Origin of the sequence: Pseudomonas simiae (assembly GCF_900111895.1) — a bacterium.
In the GTDB taxonomy this organism is placed as follows: domain Bacteria; phylum Pseudomonadota; class Gammaproteobacteria; order Pseudomonadales; family Pseudomonadaceae; genus Aquipseudomonas; species Aquipseudomonas simiae.
Window position 1 is genome coordinate 1,012,658 of the sequence record NZ_FOKB01000001.1, and the last position, 22,081, is coordinate 1,034,738.

General features: G+C 61.1%; 16 protein-coding genes. 6 read left to right on the forward strand and 10 right to left on the reverse strand.

Annotation, left to right across the window (positions count from 1 at the left end; translation table 11 throughout):
• Positions 1-437: 437 nt before the first annotated feature.
• On the reverse strand, positions 438-788 hold the full coding sequence (locus BMZ57_RS04880; RefSeq protein ID WP_047540811.1) for a DUF6124 family protein: 351 nt from the start codon (positions 786-788) through the stop codon (positions 438-440).
• A gap of 132 nt (positions 789-920) precedes the next feature.
• On the opposite strand from BMZ57_RS04880, the gene BMZ57_RS04885 reads away from it, so the two are divergent.
• A complete protein-coding gene (locus BMZ57_RS04885) occupies positions 921-1,553 on the forward strand; it encodes a LexA family protein (protein WP_021492804.1) in 633 nt (210 codons plus the stop codon).
• Here BMZ57_RS04885 and BMZ57_RS04890 read toward each other — a convergent pair.
• The 4 genes from BMZ57_RS04890 to BMZ57_RS04905 all read right to left on the reverse strand — a co-directional run bounded on the left by BMZ57_RS04890 (position 1,550) and on the right by BMZ57_RS04905 (position 7,122).
• Positions 1,550-3,475, reverse strand: a complete 1,926-nt coding sequence (locus tag BMZ57_RS04890) for an acetyl/propionyl/methylcrotonyl-CoA carboxylase subunit alpha (protein WP_069672528.1) — start codon at positions 3,473-3,475, stop codon at positions 1,550-1,552. The two genes, BMZ57_RS04885 and BMZ57_RS04890, sit on opposite strands and share 4 nt — an antisense overlap.
• Positions 3,472-4,278 carry a gamma-carboxygeranoyl-CoA hydratase gene (locus BMZ57_RS04895; protein ID WP_010209466.1) on the reverse strand — a complete coding sequence of 269 codons (807 nt, stop codon included), beginning with the start codon at positions 4,276-4,278 and terminating at the stop codon, positions 3,472-3,474. Before BMZ57_RS04895 ends, BMZ57_RS04890 begins: the two co-directional genes overlap by 4 nt.
• 61 nt (positions 4,279-4,339) lie before the next feature.
• A complete protein-coding gene (locus BMZ57_RS04900; RefSeq protein ID WP_010209467.1) occupies positions 4,340-5,947 on the reverse strand; it encodes a carboxyl transferase domain-containing protein in 1,608 nt (535 codons plus the stop codon).
• 11 nt (positions 5,948-5,958) lie between these two features.
• Positions 5,959-7,122: an isovaleryl-CoA dehydrogenase gene (locus BMZ57_RS04905; protein ID WP_010209468.1), complete on the reverse strand. Its 1,164-nt coding sequence runs from the start codon at positions 7,120-7,122 to the stop codon at positions 5,959-5,961.
• A 151-nt stretch (positions 7,123-7,273) separates the two neighbouring features.
• Here BMZ57_RS04905 and BMZ57_RS04910 point away from each other — a divergent pair, with 151 nt between their 5' ends.
• On the forward strand, positions 7,274-8,908 hold the full coding sequence (locus tag BMZ57_RS04910) for an AMP-binding protein (RefSeq protein ID WP_010209469.1): 1,635 nt from the start codon (positions 7,274-7,276) through the stop codon (positions 8,906-8,908).
• 681 nt (positions 8,909-9,589) lie between these two features.
• Here the strand turns inward: BMZ57_RS04910 and BMZ57_RS04915 are convergent.
• The 3 genes from BMZ57_RS04915 to BMZ57_RS04925 all read right to left on the reverse strand — a co-directional run bounded on the left by BMZ57_RS04915 (position 9,590) and on the right by BMZ57_RS04925 (position 11,914).
• Complete coding sequence (locus BMZ57_RS04915; RefSeq protein WP_069672529.1) at positions 9,590-10,489, reverse strand: hydroxymethylglutaryl-CoA lyase; 900 nt, start codon at positions 10,487-10,489, stop codon at positions 9,590-9,592.
• Positions 10,490-10,505: 16 nt separating this feature from the next.
• Positions 10,506-10,898 carry a MerR family transcriptional regulator gene (locus tag BMZ57_RS04920; protein ID WP_010209471.1) on the reverse strand — a complete coding sequence of 131 codons (393 nt, stop codon included), beginning with the start codon at positions 10,896-10,898 and terminating at the stop codon, positions 10,506-10,508.
• Between the two features lie 80 nt (positions 10,899-10,978).
• Positions 10,979-11,914 (reverse strand): LysR family transcriptional regulator, encoded by a 936-nt coding sequence (locus BMZ57_RS04925; RefSeq protein ID WP_010209472.1) that lies wholly within the window; start codon positions 11,912-11,914, stop codon positions 10,979-10,981.
• A 151-nt stretch (positions 11,915-12,065) separates the two neighbouring features.
• Between BMZ57_RS04925 and BMZ57_RS04930 the strand changes: the two genes are divergently transcribed.
• Complete coding sequence (locus BMZ57_RS04930; protein WP_021492800.1) at positions 12,066-13,295, forward strand: acyl-CoA dehydrogenase; 1,230 nt, start codon at positions 12,066-12,068, stop codon at positions 13,293-13,295.
• A 130-nt stretch (positions 13,296-13,425) separates the two neighbouring features.
• On the opposite strand, the gene BMZ57_RS04935 is transcribed toward BMZ57_RS04930, so the two are convergent.
• Together BMZ57_RS04935 and xthA are read right to left on the reverse strand one after the other, a co-directional pair.
• Positions 13,426-14,757 (reverse strand): substrate-binding domain-containing protein, encoded by a 1,332-nt coding sequence (locus BMZ57_RS04935; protein WP_010209475.1) that lies wholly within the window; start codon positions 14,755-14,757, stop codon positions 13,426-13,428.
• A gap of 188 nt (positions 14,758-14,945) precedes the next feature.
• A complete protein-coding gene (gene xthA / locus BMZ57_RS04940) occupies positions 14,946-15,758 on the reverse strand; it encodes an exodeoxyribonuclease III (protein WP_010209477.1) in 813 nt (270 codons plus the stop codon).
• A gap of 168 nt (positions 15,759-15,926) precedes the next feature.
• Between xthA and BMZ57_RS04945 the strand changes: the two genes are divergently transcribed.
• From BMZ57_RS04945 to BMZ57_RS04955, 3 genes are all read left to right on the forward strand, one after another.
• Positions 15,927-16,577 (forward strand): GNAT family N-acetyltransferase, encoded by a 651-nt coding sequence (locus BMZ57_RS04945; RefSeq protein WP_010209479.1) that lies wholly within the window; start codon positions 15,927-15,929, stop codon positions 16,575-16,577.
• A 64-nt stretch (positions 16,578-16,641) separates the two neighbouring features.
• Positions 16,642-18,369, forward strand: a complete 1,728-nt coding sequence (locus BMZ57_RS04950; RefSeq protein ID WP_021492798.1) for an autotransporter assembly complex protein TamA — start codon at positions 16,642-16,644, stop codon at positions 18,367-18,369.
• Positions 18,369-22,040 carry a translocation/assembly module TamB domain-containing protein gene (locus tag BMZ57_RS04955; protein ID WP_069672530.1) on the forward strand — a complete coding sequence of 1,224 codons (3,672 nt, stop codon included), beginning with the start codon at positions 18,369-18,371 and terminating at the stop codon, positions 22,038-22,040. Before BMZ57_RS04950 ends, BMZ57_RS04955 begins: the two co-directional genes overlap by 1 nt.
• Positions 22,041-22,081 lie beyond the last annotated feature (41 nt).

Sequence of the window (22,081 nt, forward strand, 5' to 3'; positions counted from 1 at the left end):
GGCGGCTATATTACACAGGAGTCCGGTAAAGACTGGATGCAAAATTGTTGCACGGGGGGAGGGGGCGTCATCCTTGACGCCGCAGCAGCTTAGAATCTATGAGATTGATTCTCAAGCGCTATTTCGCAAAGATCTGGGCTAGAGCGGTCGACTGGCTTTCTTTTGACGATGGTCTTTTGCTACCATGCGCGTCATCAAGCAACACACAGTCTTCATTAGCCTGAAGCCATGCCAGGGAAACTGGCAAAAAAAAGACCCGGCCAAAGAGCCGGGTCAAAAACCGTGATTAGCCTGATGAGGAGATATTCCAAGAGTCCGACCTAAGGTCCCTTGGTCTATCGACTGATCTCGCGATCAGCTAGGTCCAATAATAATCATTATCATTTGCAAGTCAAATGTTTTTATCCGTCAGATAGAAATATTTTTCTCTGTGCCTGTTATCCGTTCGCGTGAGCCGCTGGCACTTGCAACGACCGCTCCACCATCGCCTTCGCCATATCAATCAAATACACCACCGAAAACGCCAGGTCGCGATGATTGCCCTGATGGTTGTTCGCTGATTCATAGGCCGTGGCTGCGGCACTGCGCAACAAGTCCGAGGCGTGCACCAGGGCTTCCTCCTGGCTGATGCCTGGCTTGATGGCGAACAGGGCGTCGTCAGGGGCTGCTGCCGACATCTCCTCTTTCAAGTAAAAGTCCAATGCGCGCCGGGCGGCACCGCTGCTGCGTAGCACGTGCAGGTCGTGTTCTTCTGGGGGTTCGGGTAGCAGATGCGGGCTGGTCGTCATAAGGGGCGGTACTCTGTTGTGGGTGTCGAAAACCTTATGTCCGATGATAGTACGTATCGTATTTGTGTCGTTTTATGGATTACTACAAACTGTTTATTGCCCTGAACACTGCATGACGTATTGTCAGCTCCTATGGATAACTGGATAGCGTTGGTCAAGGCCAACATGGAAGACCGCAAGGTCACGCAGGGTGAATTGGCTGAACGCCTGGGCATGTCCCAGGGCGGCGTTGGCCACTGGCTCAACAAGCGCCGTGCGCCGAACCTGACGGACATGAACCGGGTACTGACGGCGCTGGGGCTGGGGTACCTGGAAGTTGCGCTGGATATTCGCGAGCGGGCCGAAGAAGCGCTTCCGGAGAAAAACTACAACCCGTATTTCCGCTACCCGGTCAGCGATTGGAAAGGGCTGTGCGAGGTCCGCGAAGAGCGGGCGACCTATGGCGCGGCCCGTTTCGAATTGAGCGATTATCATGCCCAGGGCGACGCTTTCTGGCTGCCGGTCACAGGCGACGCCATGACCGCGCCCAGCGGCCTGAGCGTCAGCGCGGGCATGATGATCCTGGTCGACCCGGCCATCAAGGCCGAGCCCGGTAAACTGGTGGTCGCCCAAGGAGCTGCGAACCCCCAGGCGACCTTCCGCCAGTTGCTGGAAGAAAGCGGCCAGCTCTACCTGGTGCCGCTCAATCCCACCTACCCAAAGCAGCCCTTCACTGACGACTGCCACATCCTTGGCGTCGTGGTTCAGGCCATGGCAAAGTTCTAACCGGCCGGTTCGAGTTCCACCAGCGCGCAACCTTCTGCAACCATTTCACCTTCCTGGCAGAACAACGCCTTGACCACTCCAGCCTGGGGCGCGCGAATGCTGTGCTCCATCTTCATGGCCTCCAGCACCACCAGTTGCGTGCCGGCGTCGACGTGTTGGCCCACCTCCACCAGCACACGTACGATGCTGCCGTTCATCGGTGCCGTCAGGCCGCCCTGGTGCGACTGGTTGGCCTCAACGGCCGCAATCGGGTCGAACAGCGTCACGCCGTGCATCTCGCCGTCCCAGCGCAAAAACACACTGCCTTCGCTGCGCACTGCCAGGTGGCTGCGACGTACGCCCTGTCGCTCGATCAGCAGCTGCTCGCCGCGCAATGGCGGCGCATCCGCGGCCAGCGTCACCAATCGATCCTGGCCAGTGCAGCTCAAGTGCAACGACACTTCGGCAGGTAACCCAGCACGAAATCCGCGCTTATCCCCCCAAGGCCCATCTTCCGGCGGCAAACTCTGTATGAATGCCGATCCGGCCGCCTGCCAGAATTCATTACTCAAGTCCCCTGGGGCCGGCAGCAACTCCTCCTGATAGCGCGGAATAAACCCGGTATCCAATTCGGCTGCCCCAAACGCTGGATGCCCGATAATGCGCCGCAAAAAGCCCAGGTTGGTCTTGAGTCCGCCGATGGCAAACTCATCCAGCATGGCCAGCAACCGCAATCGCGCCTGCTCACGGTCTTCGCCCCAGGCAATCAGTTTGCCGAGCATGGGATCGTAGAACGGCGACACGCTGTCGCCTTGTTCGACACCGCTGTCCACACGACGCCCCGGCCCCGGTGCGAATTCGCGGTACAGCGCCAGGCGTCCGGTGGCGGGCAGGAAGTCATTGGTCGGGTCTTCGGCATACAGCCGCACTTCGATCGCATGGCCCGTCAGCGGCACTTGCTCTTGAGTGATCGGCAACGCCTCGCCCTGGGCGACACGGATCTGCCAGGCCACCAAGTCCAGGCCGGTGATCGCCTCGGTCACCGGGTGCTCCACCTGCAGCCGCGTGTTCATCTCCATAAAGAAGAATTCGCCACGCGCGTCCAGCAAGAACTCCACGGTGCCTGCGCCGACATAGCCGATGGCCTGGGCCGCACGCACGGCGGCTTCGCCCATGGCCTTGCGTTGTTCACCACTCAATCCCGGTGCCGGGGCTTCTTCGACGACCTTCTGGTGGCGACGCTGGATCGAGCAGTCTCGCTCATTGAGATACAGGCAATGCCCGTGCTGATCGGCAAACACCTGTATCTCCACGTGACGTGGCTTGAGCAGGTACTTTTCCACCAACATCTGCCCGTTGCCGAAGGACGACAGCGCCTCGCGCTGTGCCGAGGCCAGGGCCTCGGCCAACTGGCTGACATCCTCCACCACCTTCATGCCCTTGCCGCCACCACCGGCCGTGGCCTTGAGCAGCACGGGGTAGCCGATGCGCTCGCAGGCTGCGCGGAAGGTTTCCAGGTCTTGGGCTTCGCCGTGGTAACCCGGTACCAGAGGCACGCCGGCGGTTTCCATCAGTGCTTTGGCGGCCGATTTGCTGCCCATGGCGTCGATGGCCGAGGCGGGTGGGCCGAGGAAGATCAAACCAGCCGCTTCAATCGCGCGGGCAAAACCGGCGTTCTCCGACAAAAAGCCGTAACCCGGATGAATCGCCTGGGCGCCGCTGGCCTGGGCTGCGGCGATCAGTTTGTCGATTTGCAGGTAGCTATCAGTGGCCTTGCTGCCGCCCAGGTCGACACGGATATCCGCTTCGCGGCTATGGCGCGCATCGCGGTCGATGGCGCTGTGCACCGCCACGGTGGTCAGGCCCATGGCCTTGGCGGTGCGCATTACCCGGCAAGCAATCTCGCCACGGTTGGCCACCAGCAGAGTTGTCAACGTGCTCATGAACGCGGCTCCTGGGATTGCCAGCTGGGTGGACGTTTTTGCAGGAAGGCACGCAGGCCTTCCTGGCCTTCAGGGCTGACACGTATGCGCGCAATGGCATTTTCGCAATAGCGGCGCAGGGCCGGGGTGAGGGCGCCGTGGCCCACTTCGCGCAGCAAGTCCTTGCTGGCGCGCATTGCCGCCGGGCTGTTCTGCAGCAGGTTGGCGATCCATTGCTCGACTTGTTGATCCAGTTCGTCGACTGGATAGCTTTCTGCCAACAAACCGATCTCCCGTGCCCGCTGGCCGCCGAAGCGCTCAGCGGTCAGCGCATAGCGCCGCGCTGCACGCTCGCCGATGGCCTGTACCACGAACGGGCTGATCACCGCCGGTGCGAGGCCGATACGCACTTCCGACAGGCAGAACTGCGCATCGTCGGCGCCAATCGCCATGTCGCAGCAACTGATCAACCCCAGCGCACCGCCATAGGCCGCGCCTTGCACCACCGCGAGGGTGGGAATCTTCAGCTTGGCCAGGTTGTACATCAACTCCGCCAGTTCGCGCGCATCGTCCAGGTTGGTGTGGTAATCCAGCTCGGCGGATTGCTGCATCCAGGCCAGGTCGGCCCCGGCACTGAAGTGTTTGCCGCGCCCGCGCAGCACCAGAAAACGCAATGATGAATCACCTTGCACCTGGTCGAGGGCGATGATCAGTTCGCGGATCATTTCGGCGTTGAACGCGTTGTTCTTGGCTTCGCGACTGAGCCACAGCGTGGCAAAGCCACGACGGTCGGTGATCAGTTCGAGGGTATTGAAATCGCTCATGCAGGGAGCTCCATGATGATAAGAGGTCTCCTGTAGGTGCGAGCAAGCTCGCTCCTGCAGGTTACATGCGGAACACGCCGAAGCGGCTCGGCTCGATGGGGGCATTCAGCGAAGCGGACAAGGCCAGGGCCAGCACGTCTCGGGTCTGCAGCGGGTCAATCACACCGTCGTCCCACAGGCGTGCGCTGGAATAGTAGGGGTGGCCCTGGGTTTCGTACTGGTCGAGGATCGGCTGCTTGATCGCGGCTTCTTCTTCGGCGCTGAAACCCACGCCGACGCGCTCAGCCTGCTCACGCTTGACCTGCACCAGCACGCCGGCGGCCTGTTCGGCGCCCATCACGCCAATGCGTGCATTCGGCCACATCCACAAGAAGCGTGGGTCATAGGCGCGGCCACACATGCCGTAGTTACCGGCGCCAAAGCTGCCGCCGATGATCACGGTGAACTTTGGCACCTTGGCGCAGGCCACTGCGGTGACCAGCTTGGCGCCGTGCTTGGCGATGCCACCGGCTTCGTATTTCTGGCCGACCATGAAGCCGGTGATGTTCTGCAGGAACAGCAGGGGAATCCCGCGCTGGCACGCCAACTCGATAAAGTGCGCGCCTTTTTGCGCGGCTTCGGCAAACAGGATGCCGTTGTTGGCCAGGATCGCAATCGGGTAGCCGTGCAAGTGCGCAAAGCCGCATACCAGCGTGGTGCCAAACAGCGCCTTGAACTCATCGAACACCGAACCGTCCACCAGCCGCGCGATCACTTCGCGCACATCAAAGGGTTGCTTGGCGTCGGCGGGGATCACGCCGTACAGCTCTTCGCTGCTGTAAAGCGGCGCCACGGGCGTACGTTGCAGCAACCCGCCCTGTTTGCGCCAATTGAGGTTGGCCACGCTGCGCCGGGCCAGCGCCAGCGCGTGTTCATCGCTGTCGGCATAGTGATCGGCCACGCCGGAGATCTTGCAGTGCACATCGGCACCGCCGAGGTCTTCGGCACTCACGACTTCACCGGTCGCGGCTTTCACCAGTGGCGGCCCGGCGAGGAAGATGGTGGCTTGCTGGCGCACCATGATCGCTTCATCCGCCATGGCCGGCACGTAGGCGCCACCGGCGGTGCACGAGCCCATCACCACCGCAATCTGCGGAATGCCCTGTGCACTCATGTTGGCCTGGTTGAAGAAGATCCGCCCGAAGTGCTCGCGGTCGGGGAACACCTCGTCCTGACGCGGCAGATTGGCGCCGCCGGAGTCGACCAGGTAGATGCATGGCAGGCGGTTCTGCTCAGCGATGGTCTGGGCGCGCAGGTGTTTTTTCACGGTGAGCGGGTAGTAGGAGCCGCCTTTCACCGTCGCATCGTTGGCGACAATCATGCATTCGACGCCTTCCACCCGGCCGATCCCGGCAATCACTCCGGCGGCGGGTACGTCCTCGCCATACACCTGATGGGCGGCCAATTGGCTGAGTTCAAGAAACGGCGAGCCGGGATCGAGCAACCGATTGATACGTTCACGAGGCAACAGTTTGCCGCGTGAGGTGTGCCGCTCCTGGGCCTTGGCGCCGCCGCCTTGTTGCACGTGGGCAAGCAGGCTGTGCAGGGCGTCGACCTGTTGGCGCATCGCCGCGCTGTTGGCGGCAAACTCCGCCGAGCGCGGGTTGAGTTGGGTATGCAAGGTGGCCATGGTGCGCTCCTTCAGCGGGTTTCGTTGAAGAGTTCGCGACCGATCAGCATCCGGCGGATTTCACTGGTGCCGGCGCCGATCTCATACAGCTTGGCGTCGCGCAACAGGCGCCCGGCCGGGAATTCGTTGATATAGCCATTGCCACCGAGGATCTGAATCGCATCGAGGGCCATTTGCGTGGCGCGCTCGGCGCTGTAGAGGATCACCCCGGCCGCATCCTTGCGCGTGGTCTCGCCGCGCTCGCAGGCCTGGGCCACTGCGTAGAGGTAGGCACGGCTTGCGTTGAGTTGGGTGTACATGTCGGCAACCTTGCCCTGGATCAGCTGGAATTCGCCGATGCTCTGGCCGAACTGCTTGCGGTCGTGGATGTAGGGCACGATCAGGTCCATGCACGCCTGCATGATCCCGGTAGGGCCGCCGGACAGCACCACGCGTTCGTAGTCCAGGCCGCTCATCAGCACTTTGACGCCGCCATTGAGCGTGCCGAGGATGTTTTCCTCCGGCACCTCCACGTCATCGAAAAACAGCTCGCAGGTGTTGGAGCCGCGCATGCCCAGCTTGTCGAACTTGTTACTGCGGCTGAAGCCTTTCCAGTCGCGCTCGACGATAAAGGCGGTGATGCCGTGCGGACCCTTTTCCAGGTCAGTCTTGGCGTAGATCACATAGGTGCTGGCGTCGGGGCCGTTGGTGATCCAGGTCTTGCTGCCGTTGAGCACGTAATGGTCGCCGCGTTTGTCGGCGCGCAGTTTCATCGAAACCACATCGGAGCCGGCATTAGGCTCGCTCATGGCCAGGGCGCCGACGTGTTCGCCGCTGATGAGTTTGGGCAGGTACTTGAGTTTCTGTGAGTGGTTGCCGTTACGGTTGATCTGATTCACACACAGGTTGGAATGCGCGCCGTAGGACAACGCCACCGACGCCGAACCCCGGCTGATCTCTTCCATCGCCACCACGTGGGCCAGGTAGCCCAGGCCGGCGCCGCCGTATTCTTCCGGGACGGTGATGCCCAACAGGCCCATGTCGCCGAATTTCTGCCACAGGTCGGCGGGGAACAGGTTGTCACGGTCGATCTGTGCCGCGCGCGGCGCGATTTCCTTGCTCACGAAGGACTGCACCTGGTCGCGCAGCATGTCGATGGTTTCACCGAGGGCGAAGTTCAGGGACGGGTAACTCATGGACAGGCACCTTAATGTGAGCTTTGTTTTTGTGTGGAGGGCGCGCCAGGGGAGGGCGCTCACCTTTACGTTAACGTAAACTTGCGTTACGGCGGTGTCAATCGTAGTTTACGTTTACGTCAACCTACAAAAAAGACAAACAGGGGTCGTTATGGATCAACCGAACCAGAGCTACAGCCGTGGCTCCCAGGACAAGACCTTGCTGGCCATGACGATTGGCCAAGCCTTTGATCGCACCGTCGCGCAATTCCCCGATGGCGAGGCCCTGGTGGTGCGACACCAGCAGCGTCGTTACACCTGGCGGCAATTGGCCGAAACGGTCGATTTGCACGCCCGTGCCTTTCTCGCCCTGGGTATGCAGACCGGCGACCGCCTGGGTATCTGGGCACCCAATTGCGCCGAGTGGTGCATCAGCCAGATCGCCAGCGCCAAGCTCGGCGTGATCCTGGTCAATATCAACCCGGCGTACCGCAGCAGTGAACTGGAATACGTGCTCAAGCAGTCCGGCTGCCAGTGGCTGGTGTGCGCCGGGTCATTCAAGACCTCCGACTACCACGCGATGCTGCAGGCACTGAACCCCGATCTGCGCGGCATGATCAGCCTAGACCCCAGCCCGCCCCCGGGATTCCTGCCCTGGGCGCAATTGGCCGCGCTCGGGACAGGCATCCCGCTCGAACAGTTGCACAGCCGCCAGACCAGCCTGCACTTCGACCAGGCGGTGAATATCCAGTACACCTCCGGCACCACCGGTTTCCCCAAAGGCGCCACCCTCAGTCACCACAACATCCTCAATAACGGTTACATGGTCGGTGAAAGCCTGGGCCTGACCGCGCAAGACCGCCTGGTGATCCCGGTACCGCTGTATCACTGCTTCGGCATGGTCATGGGTAACCTGGGCTGCATCACCCATGGCACCACCATGATCTATCCCAATGACGGCTTCGACCCGCTGCTGACGCTCACCGCCGTCGCCGAAGAGCACGCCACCGGCCTGTACGGCGTGCCCACCATGTTCATCGCTATGCTCGATCATCCACAGCTGGGCGGCTTTGACTTGTCCAGCCTGCGCACCGGCATCATGGCCGGCGCCACGTGCCCCATCGAAGTGATGCGCCGGGTGATCAGCGAGATGCACATGAGCGAGGTGCAGATTGCCTACGGCATGACGGAAACCAGTCCGGTGTCCTTGCAGACGGGGGCGGATGATGACCTGGAGCGCCGCGTGACCACGGTCGGGCGCACCCAGCCGCAGTTGGAAAACAAGATCATCGATGCCGACGGCAATACGGTGGCGCGAGGCGAGATCGGCGAGTTGTGCACCCGTGGCTACAGCGTGATGCTTGGCTACTGGAACAACCCCGATGCCACCCGCGAGGCCATCGACGACGCTGGCTGGATGCACACCGGCGACCTGGCGAGCATGGACGCCCATGGCTACGTGTGCATTGCCGGGCGCAACAAGGACATGATCATCCGTGGTGGCGAGAACGTGTACCCGCGTGAGCTGGAGGAGTTTTTCTTCACCCACCCGGCAGTGGCGGATGTGCAGGTCATCGGCATTCCGGATGAGCGTTACGGTGAAGCCATCGTCGCCTGGGTCAAGTTCCATCCAGGCCATGTGGCCAATGAGCTTGAGCTGCAAACCTGGTGCAAGGGCCGCATTGCGCACTTCAAGACGCCCAAGCATTTCAAGTTCGTGGAGGAGTTCCCGATGACGGTAACGGGCAAGATCCAGAAATTCCGCATGCGCGAGATCTCAATACAAGAGCTGAAGAACGCGCTCTAGCTAATGACGCAAGACCAATGTGGAGCGGACTTGCTGCGAATGGGGTGCCTCAGTCGCCACCTGTATCGACTGAACCACCGCATTCGCGAGCAAGCCCGCTCCTGCATTTTTTGACGCGTGCCAGGCCAGGGTTTATCAATTCCCAGAAAGCACAAAGGGGACCCGAGGGTCCCCTTTAATTTGTCGTTGCGTGCTCTTTTTTTATTATTGAGGGGCGGTCTATTGTTGTTTTTGGCAACCGTTACCCTTTACCGCTGTTTTTGGCGACCCCCATGCGGGGTCAAGAGCAAACGTATTTTTTTGAGCGCTGATCTGCTTCTTCGTTATCGATCCAACCAGTGGGTAGCTACCTGAGGTAGTTTTATTTTTCTCTAACCGGTTGCGGGTTTCGGCATGCCGTACCCTGCGAAGCACATCTTCTCCAAAAAAATCTGTTAGCTGCGTCTCTGCCGTGTTGTTTTTGTTATGTCAGAGTCGTTTCGTCTTATTTTTATTAGGTTTGGCGCTTTTTATTCTTGTTATGCCATAGAGATAGCAGAAGCCGTGCCAACTTTTAAAAATGCTTTAAAATCAATAACATAATTTTTATGTAGGGATTGGCCTACGGCAAATACGACAAAATATGTTCCCGTGTTACTCGATGTGTAGCAGGGCGGTAACACATTCTTACCGCTAAGCTACTCAACCGGCGTTACGCGCCTCCGCCACGCGCGACCCGGTAGGCCTACCCAGCACGCTGCTGATTTGCTGGCCCGCGCCGATCAAGGCCTCCAGGTCGATACCGGTCTCGATACCCAGGCCATTGAGCAGGTACACCACATCTTCGGTGGCGACGTTACCGCTGGCACCTTTGGCGTAAGGGCAGCCGCCGAGGCCCGCGATAGAGCTGTCGAACACCGAAATCCCTTCCAGCAGGCTGGCGTAGATGTTCGCGATGGCCTGTCCATAGGTGTCATGGAAGTGTCCCGCCAGCTTGTCCCGTGGCACCTGCACACCGACCACCTCGAACAGGCGACGCGTGGCGCCCGCTGTGCCGGTGCCGATGGTGTCGCCGAGGGACACCTCGTAGCAGCCCATGGCATACAACTCCCGTGCGACCGCCGCCACTTGCTCTGGCGCGATCTGACCTTCATAGGGACAACCCAGCACGCACGAGACATAACCCCGCACGCTGACCCCATTCTGCTTGGCCGCCGCCATGATCGGCGCGAAGCGCTCCAGGCTTTCGCTGATGGAACAGTTGATATTGCGCTGGGAAAACGCCTCGGATGCCGCCGCAAACACCGCCACTTCCTTCACGCCGGCCGACACTGCGTCCTCGAAACCGCGCAGGTTCGGCGCCAGGGCACCATAGGTCACGCCAGGCTTGCGCTGGATCTGCGCGAAGACCTCGGCGGAACCGGCCATCTGCGGGACCCACTTGGGCGATACAAAACTGCCGACTTCGATATAACTCAGGCCCGCCGCGCTGAGGGCGTCCACCAACCGGACCTTGTCCGACACGCTGATGGGCTGGGCTTCGTTTTGCAGACCGTCGCGTGGGCCGACTTCCACCAGGCGGACGTGTGAGGGGAGTGACATGGCAGTTACCTTCTGATCAATGGCCGGCCTGGCGCATGGTGTGGGCCAGGGCCTGGGTGCAGCGTTCTTCGGCGGTGTCCAGTTCCAGCTTCATCTGTTCGATGTCCAGCAGTTGCTGTTCCAGCTGTTCACGGCGCTCGGCAATTTTTGCGAGCATGCTGTTGAGTTGCACATGGTTGCCGCTGGTGGGGTCGTAGAGTTCGATCAACTCACGGCATTCCGCCAGGGAAAAACCGATCCGTTTGCCGCGCAGGATCAGCTTGAGGCTGACCTTGTCCCGCGCCGAGTAGATGCGCTCCTGGCCCCGGCGTTCCGGAGCCAGCAGGCCTTGTTCCTCGTAGAAGCGAATGGCGCGGGTGGTGATGTCGAGCTCGCGGGCGAGGTCGGAGATGCTGTAGGTAGTGCTCATGGCGGCGCTCAAGAAGGTCTTGGCGCTAAGCTAATGGCAGGTTGACGTAAGCGTCAAGCTCAACCCTGTAGGCGCTAGCCTTAGGGTTGTTGCTTGTCGAGCTTCTTTTCGTGCGCCGTGACCTGCTGGCACAACTCGATCATCTGCTCACGCATCCAGCGGTTGGCCGGGTCCTGGTCGGTGCTTTCGTGCCAATACAAATGGGTTTCCACCGGCGGCACGTCGTTGACCGGCAGGTTGAACCAATGCAGTTCGTGGCGGCGGGCGAAGCGCTCGGGCACGGTCATCACCATGTCGGTCTGCTGCAGCACCTGCGAGGCCATCAGGTAGTGCTGGGAACGCAGAGCGATCTTGCGCTGCAGGCCCATCTTGCCCAGTGCCAGGTCCACATGGCCCAGACCGTTGCGCCGGCTGGAGATATGGATGTGGGTCAGCCCCAGGTAATCATCCAGGGTCAGCTTGTCCTTGCCCGCCAGCGGATGACCCTTGCGCATGGCGCACACGTAGCGGTCTTCCATCAGCTTGACGTGGCGCACCTGCGGATCGGTGTTGAGCGGCGCGTCCACGGCAAAGTCCAGGCGCCCGGCGGCCAGTTCCTTGGTGGTTTCGCGGCGTTTGGACAGGAAACTCTCGATCACCACGGTAGGCGCCAGGCGGCGCAGACGCTGAAACAGCAGCGGCAGGATCACCGCTTCGGTGAGGTCGGTCATGCTGATGCGGTAGGTCTTGGCCGCCTGTTGCGGGTTGAAGATGCGGCTTTCCTGCACCGACACCCGCAGCAACGACAACGCATTGCGCACCGGGCCGATGATGTTCTGCGCCATCGGCGTGGGCACCATGCCTTGGGCGGTGCGCACGAACAGCGGGTCGTTGAAGGTCTCGCGCAGGCGTGCCAGAGCGTTGGACACCGCCGGCTGGGTGATGCCGACAATCTGCCCGGCGCGGGTCAGGTTGGCTTCGGTGTAGATCGCGTCAAAGACGATAAACAGGTTGAGGTCGACCTTGCTCAGATTCATTTCGTAGCGCTCTTATTGTTAGGTGGCCATACGTCGATCATATATCGGTGATGAATGTTAATACACGCCGAGAATAGGCTAGGTAAATTATCAACGCTGTTCTAGCATCGATTGCATGACCTAAACAACCTCTCAGAGAAGGGAGCTGCTCATGGATTTCGCCTATTCGCCCAAGGTTCAGGAACTGCGTGAACGCGTCACTGCGTTCATGGACGCTTACGTGTACCCGGCCGAGCCGGTATTCGAACGCCAGGTCAGCGAAGGCGACCGCTGGCAGCCCACCGCAATCATGGAAGAGCTGAAGGCCAAGGCTAAAGCTGAAGGCCTGTGGAACCTGTTCCTGCCGGAGTCCGAACTGGGCGCCGGCCTCACCAACCTCGAATACGCACCGTTGGCTGAAATCATGGGCCGTTCGCTGTTGGGCCCTGAGCCGTTCAACTGCTCCGCCCCCGACACCGGTAACATGGAAGTGCTGGTGCGCTATGCCAACGAAGAGCAAAAGCAACGCTGGTTGGAGCCGTTGCTGCGAGGCGAGATCCGCTCGGCCTTCGCCATGACCGAACCGGATGTGGCGTCCTCAGACGCCACCAACATGGCCGCCCGCGCCGAGCGCCAGGGCGATGAATGGGTGATCAACGGCAAAAAGTGGTGGACCTCCGGCGCCTGCGACCCGCGCTGCAAAATCCTGATCTTCATGGGCCTGAGCAACCCGGACGCACCGCGCCACCAGCAACATTCGATGATCCTGGTGCCGGTGGACACCCCCGGCGTGAAGATCGTGCGCCCGCTGCCGGTGTTCGGCTACGACGACGCGCCCCACGGCCATGCCGAAGTGCTGTTCGACAATGTGCGGGTACCCTACGAAAACGTGCTGCTGGGTGAGGGGCGGGGCTTTGAGATCGCCCAGGGCCGCCTTGGTCCGGGCCGTATCCACCACTGTATGCGCTCCATCGGCATGGCCGAGCGCGCACTGGAACTGATGTGCAAGCGCTCCGTCAGCCGGACTGCATTCGGCAAGCCACTGGCGCGCCTGGGCGGCAATATCGACAAGATCGCCGACTCACGCATGGAGATCGATATGGCACGCCTGCTGACCTTGAAGGCGGCGTACATGATGGACACCGTGGGTAACAAAGTCGCGAAAAGCGAAATCGCCCAGATCAAGGTGGTCGCGCCGAATGTGGCCTTGAAGGTGATCGACCGCGCGATCCAGATCCATGGTGGTGCCGGTGTTTCCAACGATTTCCCGCTGGCCTACATGTACGCCATGCAACGCACCCTGCGCCTGGCCGATGGCCCGGACGAAGTACACCGGGCGGCGATCGGCAAGTTCGAGATTGGCAAGTATGTGCCTAAAGAGCTGATGCGCGGCGGGCAGTAAGACCGAGCCGCCTGCATCACGGGCAAGCCCGGCTCCCACATTAGATGGCGTTTACATGAACGACTCGATCCACTGTGGGAGCCGGGCTTGCCCGCGATGAGGCCGGCCCGAACACCACAACGCTCAAGGTTCAGTAGACCCAAACCTCCACGCGCCGATTCTTGATCCGGCCTTCATCCGCCGTATTCGCCGCCACCGGCATCTGCGCGCCAAACCCTCGGATATCGCGCAATACCACGCCGTTCTTGACCAATTCCCGGCGCACCGCCATTGCCCTGAGTTTCGACAGCAATGCCGCCCGCTGCGGGTCATTCTTGGCATCTCCAAACCCTACCAGCGTCACCTGTTTATCCAGCTTGTCGTGGCTTTTGAGATACGCCACCACCCGCTGCAGATCCTGGCGTGCCTTGTTGTCCAGGCTGGCGCTGCCTTCCTCGAAACGAAAATTCACCGTCAGGCGCTGAGCATCACGTGCGATCGCTTGATAGTCCTCAGGCATCGACGCGCGCGGCTCCACGGCGATCGCCTGCACCTGCTGCGCGATAAAGCCGTTGGCTGCCACAATCGCCTGGCCCTTGCTGCTCTGGCTGAAGTCCACGAGCGCCTTGGCCCATGGATTGCGACTGGATGGCGGCAAGTAAAAGAACAGTCGACGTGAGAGTGGATAATCCTCGGTAGCAATCAGGCTGTTCAGCGGCAGCATGGGGTGCGAGTCGCCATCCACAATCGCCACCGCCTTGGCCTGGCGTACGTAGGGCAGGCCGATGAAACCGATGCCTTGGGGGTCCTGGCTGACCGAATCGGACAACTGCTCGCTGGACTCGAAACGTGTGGCGCCCGAGGCGAGCGACTTGCCACGCAGGCGCAGTACCAGTTCCTTGAAGGTGTCATAGGTGCCCGACTGATCATCCCGTGCGTACACGTGAATCGGCCCACCCACGCCACCCAATGCCTCCCAGGTGCTGATCTCGCCATTGAAGACCTGCGCCAGTTGCTCGGTATTCAGGGTGTTCAGCGGGTTTTGCGGGTGGAGGATGATGGCCAGGCCATCGATGGCGATCACCTGTTCGGCTTCGGGGCTTTTCAGGTCGCCGAGGGGTTCGAGGTCCACCAGTTCGCTGTCCTTGATCGGGCGCGATGAGGCCGCCAGGTCGGCAGTGGATTTCTTTAGGGCAGTGAAACCGGTGCTTGAACCATGAGCGGCGATTTCGATGATCACCGTCTTGCCTTGGCGGGTCTTGCCGATCACGCGCTGTTCATTGGCGCCTTCCGCCGGTTCACCGTGCACCGCCTGCAAACCCTGATGCTCCATCAAGCCCTTGACCAGCGCCGGGCCCAACGCCGCGCCAATGGTATTGGAACCCTGGATGCGCAAAGCAGGGCCTTGATCGGGAGCGGGTAGGGGGGCGGAAACAGCGTAGAGAGGAAAGAGTGCCAGCAGAAACAGAACGCGCAGCATCATGCCGGCACCTTCTTAAGCCAAAGGGAGTGCCGCGAGAATAAGTCAGGCCGGTTGCAGAAATATGACTGATAAGCCAAGGATCCAATTGTGGGAGCTGGCTTGCCTGCGATAGCGGTGTATCAGCAAACCAATCTTTCACTGGCCCACCGCTATCGCAGGCAAGCCAGCTCCCACATTGAATGGTGGTGTCAGCTCAATTCAAGCCAGATCGGCGCATGGTCCGACGGTTTTTCCAGCCCCCGCAGTTCGTAGTCCACCCCGGCATCCTTGACCCGCGACAGCAGGCCATTGGAGGCCAGGATCACGTCGATGCGCAGGCCGCGCTTGGGCTCGTCTTCAAACCCACGGCTGCGGTAGTCGAACCAGCTGAAACGATCGGCAACGTCCGGGTTGAGGTGGCGGAAGCTGTCCACCAGGCCCCAATTCTTCAGGCGCGCCATCCACTCGCGCTCTTCCGGCAGGAAGCTGCACTTGCCGGTCTTCAGCCAGCGCTTGGCGTTGTCGGCGCCGATGCCGATGTCGATGTCTTCCGGGGAAATATTGATGTCGCCCATCACCACCAGTGCCTGGTCATTGCTGAACTGGCTTTCCAGCAGTTGCTGCAAGTCTTCGTAGAAGCGCTGCTTGGCCGGGAACTTGGTGGGGTGGTCGCGGCTTTCGCCCTGGGGGAAGTAACCGTTCATGATGGTGACCGGGTGGCCGTTCTCGTCGGCGAAGGTGCCCCAGATAAAGCGGCGCTGGGCATCTTCTTCGTCACTGGCGAAGCCTTTGTGCAGGCTCAACGCCGGCTGGCGCGAGAGCAGGGCGACACCGTAGTGACCTTTTTGGCCATGGTAGTACACGTGGTAGCCAAGGGCCTGTACTTCGGCGAGTGGGAATTGGTCATCGTGGACCTTGGTTTCCTGCAGACCGATCACATCGGGCTGGTGCTTTTCAATCAGCGCCGCCAGCTGATGAGGGCGGGCGCGCAGCCCGTTGATATTGAAGGAGACGATTTTCATGGTCGGCAGTCCAGTCCTGGCAAAAGGGCGATGCTAGCGGACAAGACGGACGGGGGCCAGCGTGGCGGTAGGACAGATGCACTGCTAATGTCTGGGAACGACTGATGCTGTGTAGGTTCGTACCATAAGAGCGCCATCCTTTCAGTGGCGCCCAGGGAGATTGACGGTATGCCGGACACTTCAACTGCAATCGCTGAAATTCGCCTGCTCAACAGCGGCTATTCACGCGAAGCCCGTTCCTTGTTGTACCAGGCTTATCGGCATGAGCCGACGTTCGCCTACATCTTCGAAGCCGAACGCCCTGGCTATGAACAGCGGGTACGCGCCACCGTGCGCGAACTGGTCAAGCAGCACTTCTTTCAGAAACTTCCGGCCATCGGCCTGTTCGTCAACGACCGGCTGATCGGTATCGCCCTGATCGCACCGCCGCAGCGGCGCCTGGGCATCACCGAAAGCTGGGCCTGGCAACTGCGCATGTGGCTGAGCACGGGTGTGCGCGGTACGCGACGTTACCTCGACTACCATCACGCGGTGCTGGCGTGCCTGCCCACTGAATCAGTGCATGTGCTGCCGTTGTTGGGTATTCACCCGCAATTCCAGGGCAAACACTACGGCGAGCAGTTGCTGGAGGCCGTGCACAATTGGTGCGCCGAAGACCCGCATTCGTCTGGCGTGGTACTGGACACGGGCAACTCGCGCTATCTGGAGTTCTATAAGCGTCAGGGCTATCAGGAAATCGGTGAAGTCGCTGTAGGCCCCATCCTGGAGCATGTGTTTTTTCACCCCAATCCCCAGTCGTTACATGCTGCAACGGCTTAATACAGAATTATTCAGACATTTCCGAGTTCAAAGAGGCTCCCCAGGTCGTGTAGCATCCGCGCCTATGAAGTTTCCAGGAAGATTTACCAGCGGCTTGATTCTGCTGTTCACAAGCTGCGGCGCCTTGGCGCAAAGCGAATTGGACGTGCGAGTCAAACCTTCAAACGACGCGTTGAAAGCCAACATCGAAGGCTATATCGGCGGGGTGGGCGATCGTGATGAAGAGGCCTTGCTACGGTTCAGCCGTGGCGCGGAGGAGCAGGCGCGCAAAGCCGCCCAGGCCCTAGGCTTCTATCAGCCACGGATCGAGAGTGACGTGAAGGGCGGCAACAACCCGCGCCTGATCCTCACCATTGACCCCGGCGAGCCGGTGCATTTGCGTAACGTGACCATTCGGGTCGACGGCCCGGCCGCCGACCTCAAGGCCTTTCGCGTGCCCGTCAGCAACGACCTCAAGTCCGGCGCCGTGCTCAATCACGGCCATTACGAAGACGCCAAGCGTCTGATTCAGAACCAGGCCTCGCGCTACGGCTTTTTCAGTGGGCGCTTCACCCGTCAGAAATTGGCAGTAGACCCGCAGGCTGGCGTCGCCGATATCGAGCTCATCTACGACAGCGGTCCGCGCTATACCCTCGGCAAAGTGAGCTTTGCCGGCGATACGCCATTTGACGAAGAACTGCTGCACCGCATGGTGCCGTTCAAAAGCGGCACGCCCTACGACTCCGAACTGATCGCCGAACTCAACCAGAACCTGCAAGCCAGTGGTTTCTTCGAAGGCGTGCGCGTGGACGCGGCCCCGGCCGCTTCGACCAACGACATCATTCCGGTGGCTGTGCGCTTGGAAACCCGCAAGCCGCGCACCATGGGGCTCGGCCTGGGGTTTTCCACCGACGTCGGTCCGCGTGGCAAAGCCAACTGGACCCGCCACTGGGTCAACCCCCAGGGCCACAGTTATGGCTGGGAAGCCGAGCTGTCGGCGCCCCGGCAGAACGTCGGCCTGTGGTACGACATCCCGCTCGACCCGCCGTTGACCGACAAGCTGCGTTTCGCCGGGGGCTACCAGAACGAAGAAATCGCCAACACCGATACGGTCAGTAAATTGCTGACCCTCGGCCCTGAATGGCATAGCAAGTTGCCGAGCGGCTGGACGCGTGTGATTTCGCTCAAATACCAGCGTGAGGAATATCGCCTGGGCAATGACTCCGGCCTGAGTAACCTGGTGATGCCGGGCGTCAGCTATTCCTACCTGCGCAGCGATAATCGCATCGACCCGCACAACGGCTACCGCCTGCAATTCGACACCAAGGTCGCCAAAGAGGGCCTGGGCTCCGATACCAACCTGCTGTATGGCACGGCCCTGGTCAAAGGCCTGACCACGTTGTGGGACAACCACCGCTTCCTGGCCCGCGCACAGGTGGGTGGCAGTGCCACCAACGGCTATAAATCGGTGCCGCCGTCACTGCGATTCTTTGCCGGTGGTGACCAGAGTGTGCGGGGCTACGAGTATCAGACGCTGTCGCCCGAGAACGACCGTGGCGACCGCATCGGTGGCCGCTACATGGTGGCCCTGAGTGCCGAGTACCAATATTCCATTGCCGAGAAATGGCGGATCGCAACCTTCATCGACCAGGGTAATTCCTTCAACAACCTGGACCTGCCGAGCCTGAAAACCGGCGTGGGTGTCGGCATCCGCTGGGTTTCGCCGGTCGGTCCGATCCGTCTTGACCTGGCCCATGCCCTGGAAGACCCGGGCGGTATTCGATTGCACTTTTCCATGGGGCCTGAGCTGTGATGCGTGGTGTAAAAATAGCGGGGCTGGCGGTGGTGGCCATCCTTGTCGTGCTGTTGCTGGCACTGTGGGCGGTGCTCGGCACCCAGGCGGGCAGCCGCTGGGCGTTGGGCCGCGTGCCGGGTTTGACCCTGGAAAATTTCCAGGGGCATTTGGGCGGCCAGTGGAGCGCCGACCATGTGCTGTGGCAGCAGGACAGCAGCCGTGTCGAACTCAAGGCGCCCACGTTTGATTGGTCGCCGGCATGCCTATTGCGCATGACCCTGTGTATCGAGACGTTGGATGTGGAGCAGGTCAGCCTGCAATTTCCTCCGAGCACCGAAGAAAGCAGCGGGCCGATTCAACTGCCTGACTTGAAACTGCCGCTGGCCATCCAGTTGGGCGACGTTCGCGTCGGCAGCCTGCTGTTCAATGGCAGTGAGGAACTCAAGGGCCTGCAATTGGCGGCGCATTGGACCGCCGCCGGATTGCAGATCGACTCGGTGCACCTGCAACGCGATGACCTGGTGCTGGACCTCACCGGGCTGCTGCAACCCACCGGCGACTGGCCGTTGAACGCTACCGGTAACCTGAGCCTGCCTTACGCGCCGGGCGGCGCTTCGTGGAAGGTGGCGCTCCAGGTCGATGGCGACCTGCTCAAGACCCTCAAGCTTGACGCTGACAGTACGGGTTACCTGCCGGCCAAGCTCACGGGCGAACTGCAACCCCTGGTGGAAAATCTACCGGCTCAATTGCACATCACTGCCGACGGCTTCAAACCGAGCGCCGATCTGCCCGATACCCTGCAACTCAATCAACTGGACCTCACCGCCAAAGGTGACTTGAACCGCGGCTACCAACTGCAGGGCAAAGCCGTATTGCCGGCGGAAAAAGGTCCGGTGGATCTGCTGCTGCAAGGCCGGGTCGACGCCAAGGGTGCGCAGATCGCTGGCCTGGACCTGAATGCCGGTGACAAACAAAGCCTCAAGTTGACGGCCCAACTGGATTGGCAGCAAGGCTTCAGCGCCGACGCCAAGATCGACTGGCTGGATTTCCCCTGGCATCGCCTCTATCCGGTGATCGACGAGCCGCAGGTCGCCCTGCGAACGTTCAACGGCGAGATTTCCTACAAGGACGGCAACTACCTGGGTAATCTCAAGGCCGACCTCGACGGCCCGGCGGGCACGTTCAATGTGGTCACGCCCTTCAGTGGCGACCTCAAGCAGATCTTCCTGCCCGAGCTGAAACTCGCCGCCGGCCAGGGCAAGGCTGAAGGCCACCTGAACCTGCAATTTGCCGACGGCATTACCTGGGACACCGCGCTGGACCTGTCGGCGCTGAACCCGGCGTACTGGGTCGCAGAACTGCCGGGCACCCTGGCGGGACCGCTACGCAGCAAGGGCGAGTTCAAGAATGAGCAACTCAAGCTGAACGCCGACCTCGACCTCAAGGGCCGCCTGCGTGGGCAAACCGCCGTGTTGGCGGCCAAGGCTGAAGGCGCTGGCGAGCAGTGGACGTTGGCCAACCTGGATATTCGCCTGGGTGACAACCGCATCAACGGCAGTGGCAGCCTGCAACAGCGTTTGGCCGGGCAGATCGATATCAAGCTGGCGCGCCTGGCCCAGCTCTGGCCGCAATTGCGCGGCCAGGTCAACGGCCGACTTGACGTGGCCGGCAGCCTCAAGGCTCCCCAGGGCAAACTCGACCTCAAGGGCCAACAACTGGCGTTTGCCGACAATCGCCTGCAAAGCCTCACCCTCGATGCCACCCTCGACAATGCACAGCGCGCCAAGATCGACCTGAAAGGCAGCAGCATCCAATCCGGCGACACCCAGGTTGGCACCCTGACCGCCAGCGCCCAGGGCGATATCAAAAACCAGAAAGTCCAACTGGACCTGGCGGGACCGCTGGTCAAGCTTGCCCTGGCGTTGGATGGCAACCTCGACAAAGGCAACTGGCGCGGGCGCCTGGCCAGCGGCGATGTACAAGCCGGTGGTCAGGACTGGAAGCTGCAAGCCCCGGCGAAGATCGAACGCATGGCCGATGGCAAGCTGACGTTTGCCGCGCACTGCTGGGTGTCCGGCCCTGCCAGTCTGTGTGGCGAAGACCAGCGCCTGATGCCCGAGCCGAAACTGCGCTACCACCTCAAGCAATTCCCCATCGACAGCCTCGCGGCGTTCCTGCCCAAGGATTTCGCCTGGCAGGGCACGCTCAACGCCGACGTGCAACTGGACTTGCCCGACAGCGGCCCCAAAGGCGTGGTCGCGGTGGATGCCAGTGGCGGCACCTTGCGTGTCAAGGACAAGGACCAGTGGCTGGACTTCCCCTACGACACCTTGAAGCTGGAAACCACCCTCAATCCCAAGCGAATCGACACGCAGTTGAATTTTCGTGGCGGCAAGCTTGGCGAATTGATGGTGCAGGCGCAGATCAACCCGCTGCCGAAGAACAAACCGATCACCGGCAATTTCAGCCTGGTCGGCCTGGACCTCGCGGTGGCGCGACCGTTTGTGCCGATGGTGGAAACCCTCAGCGGCAAGCTCAATGGCAACGGGCGTATTGCTGGTGGCCTGTTGGCGCCCCAGGTCAACGGCAACGTGAACCTGGTGGGCGGCGAGGTTTCCGGTCCGGAACTGCCCATCAGCCTGCAAGGTTTGAACGTGCAAGCAGTGATTGCCGGCGAGAGCGTGCAGCTCAACGGTGGCTGGCGCAGTGGCAAGGCCGGGCAGGGCAGCCTCAAAGGCCAGATCGAATGGGGGCAGGCGTTGGCGGTGGATCTCAGCCTGCAAGGCTCGCAACTGCCGGTGACGGTGGAGCCCTACGCGGTGCTGGAAGTGGCGCCCGACCTGAAAATCAGCCTGAAGAACGACAAGCTGGCCGTCGCCGGCAAAGTGCACATCCCGCGCGGCGATATCACGGTGCGCGAATTGCCGCCGTCCACCGTCAAGGTCTCGGATGACACGGTGATCATCGGCAGCCAGACCGAAGAGGGCAAGCCGCCGATGGCGATGGCCATGGACATCGACGTGGTGGTGGGCGAGGACAAGCTCAACTTCTCGGGCTTCGGCCTCACCGCCAAGGTGCAGGGCCAGGTGCATATCGGCGACAACCTCGACACCCGTGGCGAGCTGTGGCTCAACGATGGCCGTTACCGCGCCTACGGGCAGAAGCTTGATGTACGCCGTGCACGACTGCTGTTCGCCGGCCCCCTGGACCAGCCATACCTGGACATCGAAGCGATTCGCAAGACCGACGATGTGATCGCCGGGATCCGCCTGAGCGGCAGCGCCGAGCAGCCCACCACGCAGATCTTCTCGGAGCCGGCCATTAGCCAGGAACAGGCGCTGTCCTACCTGGTGCTGGGGCGTCCGCTGAGCACCACCGGTGAAGACAACAATATGCTGGCCCAGGCCGCGTTGGGCCTGGGTTTGATGGGCAGCGCCGGAGTGACGTCGGACCTGGCGAAGAACTTGGGCATCCAGGACTTCGAACTGGATACCCAAGGCAGCGGCAACAACACTGCCGTCGTGGCCAGCGGCAAGATCACCGAAAAACTCAGCCTGCGTTACGGCGTAGGGGTGTTCGAACCGGCGAGTACCATCGCCTTGCGTTATCTGTTGAGCAAGAAGGTGTACCTGGAAGTGGCGAGCGGTGTGGCCAGCTCCCTGGATATCTTCTACAAGCGCGACTTTTAAGTCCGACCACTCGGCACCTCGCCCGGCTTAGCGTGCCCATA

Excerpts from the sequence above, each read along its gene's own strand:
- xthA (WP_010209477.1), bottom strand. The coding sequence starts at position 15,758 with ATGAAAATCGTCTCCTTCAATATCAACGGGCTGCGCGCCCGCCCTCAT.
- BMZ57_RS04905 (WP_010209468.1), bottom strand. The coding sequence starts at position 7,122 with ATGAGTTACCCGTCCCTGAACTTCGCCCTCGGTGAAACCATCGACATG.
- BMZ57_RS04945 (WP_010209479.1), top strand. The coding sequence starts at position 15,927 with ATGCCGGACACTTCAACTGCAATCGCTGAAATTCGCCTGCTCAACAGC.
- BMZ57_RS04910 (WP_010209469.1), top strand. The coding sequence starts at position 7,274 with ATGGATCAACCGAACCAGAGCTACAGCCGTGGCTCCCAGGACAAGACC.
- BMZ57_RS04920 (WP_010209471.1), bottom strand. The coding sequence starts at position 10,898 with ATGAGCACTACCTACAGCATCTCCGACCTCGCCCGCGAGCTCGACATC.
- BMZ57_RS04915 (WP_069672529.1), bottom strand. The coding sequence starts at position 10,489 with ATGTCACTCCCCTCACACGTCCGCCTGGTGGAAGTCGGCCCACGCGAC.
- BMZ57_RS04900 (WP_010209467.1), bottom strand. The coding sequence starts at position 5,947 with ATGGCCACCTTGCATACCCAACTCAACCCGCGCTCGGCGGAGTTTGCC.
- BMZ57_RS04890 (WP_069672528.1), bottom strand. The coding sequence starts at position 3,475 with ATGAGCACGTTGACAACTCTGCTGGTGGCCAACCGTGGCGAGATTGCT.
- BMZ57_RS04950 (WP_021492798.1), top strand. The coding sequence starts at position 16,642 with ATGAAGTTTCCAGGAAGATTTACCAGCGGCTTGATTCTGCTGTTCACA.
- BMZ57_RS04895 (WP_010209466.1), bottom strand. The coding sequence starts at position 4,278 with ATGAGCGATTTCAATACCCTCGAACTGATCACCGACCGTCGTGGCTTT.
- BMZ57_RS04935 (WP_010209475.1), bottom strand. The coding sequence starts at position 14,757 with ATGATGCTGCGCGTTCTGTTTCTGCTGGCACTCTTTCCTCTCTACGCT.
- BMZ57_RS04880 (WP_047540811.1), bottom strand. The coding sequence starts at position 788 with ATGACGACCAGCCCGCATCTGCTACCCGAACCCCCAGAAGAACACGAC.
- BMZ57_RS04925 (WP_010209472.1), bottom strand. The coding sequence starts at position 11,914 with ATGAATCTGAGCAAGGTCGACCTCAACCTGTTTATCGTCTTTGACGCG.
- BMZ57_RS04955 (WP_069672530.1), top strand. The coding sequence starts at position 18,369 with ATGCGTGGTGTAAAAATAGCGGGGCTGGCGGTGGTGGCCATCCTTGTC.
- BMZ57_RS04885 (WP_021492804.1), top strand. The coding sequence starts at position 921 with ATGGATAACTGGATAGCGTTGGTCAAGGCCAACATGGAAGACCGCAAG.
- BMZ57_RS04930 (WP_021492800.1), top strand. The coding sequence starts at position 12,066 with ATGGATTTCGCCTATTCGCCCAAGGTTCAGGAACTGCGTGAACGCGTC.